The organism is Bacillus canaveralius (genome assembly GCF_002860125.1).
Taxonomy (GTDB): Bacteria; Bacillota; Bacilli; order Bacillales; family Cytobacillaceae; genus Bacillus_BJ; species Bacillus_BJ canaveralius.
Genome location: NZ_PGVA01000030.1, coordinates 1 through 3,047 on the forward strand (window position 1 = coordinate 1; position 3,047 = coordinate 3,047).

General features: G+C 50.7%; 1 protein-coding gene. It reads right to left on the reverse strand.

The features are described from left to right. Positions 1–3,047: hypothetical protein (locus CU635_RS14015; RefSeq protein WP_142383176.1), on the reverse strand; the 3,047-nt coding region annotated here is incomplete at both ends.

A 3,047-nucleotide genomic window follows, 5' to 3' on the forward strand; every position in this document is an offset into this window, starting at 1 on the left:
TCATACGTATAGCTGGTCAGATTGGCTTCCGGATCGGTCACTTTCACCATTTCATTGCGTTCATTGTATTCATATTGGACGGCGCGGCCTTCCGGATCCGTCACTTGAGTGCGGTTACCGGCGGCATCATACGCGAATCGGGTTGTTTTTTTCATTCCCGTATTGGTGACGGCGGTCATCCGGTTCAAACTGTCATATTCATACACTTCGTCCGTGGCCGGACTCGCTGCTTTCACCATGTTTCCGGCACCATCATATGCATAGGACAGCTGTTCATCGCCAAGGTCGATGCCGGCCAATTCCTGGCGTTTGTTGTAGCTGTAGCGGATCGTCTGGCCTTTCCGGTCGGTTTCCTGCGCCAGGTTTCCGACCTTGTCATATGTGAAGCGGTGGACATCGCCGAGCGCATTGATTTCCTGGGTGACCTGGCCAAGTGAGTCATAAAGCCACTCGGTTTGGTTTCCCTTGGAGTCGGTCAGTTTCGTTAATTGCCCGAGTTGGTCGTACAAATAAGCTGTCTTATTGCCCAGTGCATCTGTTACGCCTGTTTGGTTACTGACAGCGTCATAGCTGTAGGAGGTCACAATTCCTTTTGCATCCTTCACCGCGGTGATATTTCCAACTGCATCGAGCGTGTAGGAAGTGGCCCGTCCTTTTGGATCTGTTTCCTTGACCAAACGATTCAGCTTGTCATAGGCATATGTCGATGTGTGGTTTTTCTGGTCGGTCAGGCTGGTGAGGTTGCCGGCCGCGTCATACGCATAGGACACGCTGTAGCCAAGCGGGTCGGTCACTTTTGCCGGCCGGCCTGCTTCATCATAGGCAAGGCTTGTCACAAAACCGCGTACATCCATGATCGTGGCGGGATTTCCACTTTTCGTGTACGTATAGACCGTCTTTTGCTCGTTCGGATCAATCATCTCGAGGAGCTGGTTGTTTTTGTCATAAGCGTAGCCCCAGACAGCACCGCGCTCATCGGTAAACGAGGTCATATTGCCGGCCGGGTCATAGCCCATTTTAGTCGTAAATCCTTCCGGATCGACCACTTCTGTTGTATTTCCGATTTTGTCGTAGGCGAGCTTGGTGTTGTTTCCGAGCGGATCGGTCACCTGCACAAGTCTCTGCAAAGCGTCATATTGATAGCTTGTCACTTCTCCAAGCGGGTCTTTCACCGATTCAAGCAAACCGGTTGGCGTATAAGTGTAGTCCGTTTTTTGCTGGAGGGCATTAATTTCCGCGACCATTTCACCGGCCAGGTTAAACTGGAATTCGGATTTCGCCCCGTTTTGCCGGGTCACCGAAACGAGATTGGCTGCCGCATCGTAGCCATAATGAATCTCTCCGCTTGGATCGGTCACTTTTTCGAGCTGGTCAAGCGCATCATAGCTGTATGTCGACACATGGCCTTCTGCATCCGTCACGGAGGTCATTCGGCCAAGGCCGTCATACGCCCATGAAGTCGCGTGGCCGTTTGGATCGGTCATGCCTTTAAGCTGGAGCTTTTCATCAAAGGAATAAACAGACACGGCATTTCCGGGTTCTGTCACCTTGATCGTTCTCTCCGCCAGATTGTACTCGTATTTCGTTTCTTTTTCTTCCTGGTTGACATAGCTGAGAATCCGGCCCAGCGCATCATAATCGGCTGACACGGTATTCCCGAGAGCATCCGTTTGCTTAACGAGGTTCCCCATCGCGTCATAATCAAACGACTGCGCCGCCTCGCGCGGATTCACAATCGAATCGATGAGGCCGAGAGAATTATAAGAATAACGGATCGAATGTCCTTCCGGATCGGTTTCTTTCAAGAGCTGGCCAATGCTGTCGTATTCATAGCTCGTCACCTGGCCAAGCGGATCGGTGATGTTCTTCACCATCCCCAGGCTGTTATAGGCAAAATGCGTTTCATGTCCGGCCGGGTCGGTGACCTTCGTGACCTGTTGGAGGTCATCGTAGTCATATTTCGTGACACGTCCGAGCGGATCGGTTGTTTTCGTCATGTTGCCAAATACATTGTATTCATAGGCGGTCACCGCGCCTTTCGGGTCAGTGACGCTACGCATCTGTCCCATTTTGTCATAGGACATCCTATACGTTTGCCCTTTGGCATTCGTGAGCGTTTGCGGGAAACCGTATCCGTCATAGGTGTAGTGCGTATGTAGATTCCCGTTCAAAAACAGGTTGTCGACTTCGCCCGAACCGTTATATTGGTAGGTCCACGTTCCAAATGGCGTCACCTGCTTGACCAGCCGGTTTAACGCATCATATTCAAACGATTCCGCGTCTTCGAGTGTCCCTTGCTGAGTTTTTAGCCTGCCGAGTGCGTCATAACTATAAGAAATAGCGGCACCCTCCGGTCCTTCAATGCCGGTCAGCTGGTTCAGCGCGTTGAACGCATAACGCGTCACTGCCCCGTTCGGTGCCTTTTTCGTATCTACGCGGCCTTTTGCATCGTAGGTGTACTCGTAAAAGTGTCCGTTCGGCAATGTTTCTTTGTCCAGTCTGCCGTTTTTGTCATACGAAAACCGGAGCGTTTGGTCCTTGCCATCCTTGATCGAAACGATACGGTCTGCATCATCATATTCATAAGAATTGACGGAACCGTTTGGCATTATCACACTCTTCAAGCGGCCAACTGCGTCATAAGAAAATGTGGTGACCTGGCTGAGCGGATCGGTTACCGTATGAAGCTGCCCATAAGCATCATAGGTGTAGTGGGTAATTTTCTTGTCCGGACCTTTATGATCTTCAACGAGTCCGCGGGAGTCATACACAAACTCCTCCACATCTTCCGTCGGGCTTTTAATGGTCAGGACATTTCCTTTTCCGTCATAACTATGTTCCCAAACTCTTCCGTCTCCATCCTTGATCACTGTCGGCAAAAGGAAATCTGGATGGTAGCTGGTATGCGACTCGGTCCCGAGCGAAGATTTTTCAAGCGTCACATTGTCGTGCTCATCATATTGAATCTGAACTGTCTCGAGCGGTCCGGCGACATTCGTCAATCTTTTTTGACCGTCATAGCTGTAGTGAAAAACATTTCCTTCAGC